Source organism: Lentzea albidocapillata subsp. violacea, assembly GCF_900100275.1.
Taxonomy (GTDB): Bacteria; Actinomycetota; Actinomycetes; order Mycobacteriales; family Pseudonocardiaceae; genus Lentzea; species Lentzea violacea.
In genome coordinates this window covers 1-1,263 of the sequence record NZ_FNET01000056.1, presented here as the reverse complement: position 1 = coordinate 1,263, position 1,263 = coordinate 1, and the positions used below count along the sequence as shown (strand labels likewise).

Here is a 1,263-nt window from a genome sequence, read left to right as displayed (position 1 = left end):
TGTCAAGTACCGGGTTTGATGGAGACTGGATTAGTTGGTTTCCTGGGTTGCGGTGACCGGGTGGGTCATCGCGTGTAGTGCTTCGTACTCGGCGGGCGGTACGTGCCCGAGCTCGCCGTGCAGGCGTCGGTTGTTGTACCAGTCGATGTACTCGACGGTGGCGATCTCGATATCGTCCAGGCCGCGCCATGGTCCGCGGTTGCGAACGAGTTCGGCCTTATACAACGAGTTGAACGCCTCGGCCATCGCGTTGTCGTAGGAATCTCCTTTGCTGCCAACGGATGCGACAGCGTCGGTCTCGGCAAGGCGCTGGGTGTAGCGCACCGCCCGGTACTGCACGCCACGGTCGCTGTGGTGGACGAGCCCGGTCAGATCCGCGCCGGCGGCCTGGCGACGCCAGATCGCCATCTGCAGCGCGTCCAGCGCCAGATCCGTGTAGAGGCTGGTGGCAACCTGCCAGCCGACGATCAAGCGGGAGAAGACATCAAGCACGAACGCCGCGTAGACCCAGCCGGCGGTGGTGCGCACGTAGGTGATGTCCGCGACCCACAGCTCGTTGACACGCGTAGCCGTGAAATCACGTTCCACCAGGTCAACGGGCCTGCTGGTCTCCGCTGCCGGTCGTGTGGTGCGCGGAGACTTGTCGCGCAGCAGGCCACGTAACCCGCTCTCGCGCATGAGCCGCTCGACCGTGCACCGGGCCGCGTCGATGCCGAGGCGGTTGAGCTGGGCCCAGACCTTCCGCGCCCCGTAGACGCCGTAGTTGTCCTCGTGCACCCGCTTGATCGTCCCGGTCAGCTCCCGGTCGCGTGCCGCACGGGCCGATTGCGGGCGGGACTTGGCCGCGTAGTACGTCGACGGTGCGATCTCGGCGGGCGTCTGCTCGAGCGCCTGCAGGACCGGCTGGACACCGTGTTCTTCCTTCTGGGAGTCGACGAACTCGACCTTCATCGCGACGGACGGTCCAGCTCCGCCGCAAAGAAACTGGCCGCTGACTTCAAGATCTGGTTGGCCCGCCGCAGCTCACGGTTCTCCCGCTCCAGCTGCGCGAGCCGCTCCGCGTCACCGCTCGTGGTGCCCGGCCGGTCCCCGGCGTCGGTCTCCGCGCGCTTCACCCAGGTCCGCAGCGCCTCGGGATGGATCCCGAGTTGGTCGGCGATCCGCTTGATCGCACCAGTCGCGGCCGCTGGATCCCGGCGCGCCTCCACGGCCATCCGGGTCGCCCGCTCACGCAGTTCGTCTGGGTACTTCTTCGGTGGGGCC

Annotated in this window: 1 pseudogene; it reads right to left on the bottom strand. The window is 67.1% G+C overall.

Annotated elements, in window-relative coordinates:
• Positions 1-30: 30 nt before the first annotated feature.
• A pseudogene (locus BLR21_RS41485) lies at positions 31-1,263 on the bottom strand (IS3 family transposase); the annotation flags it as partial.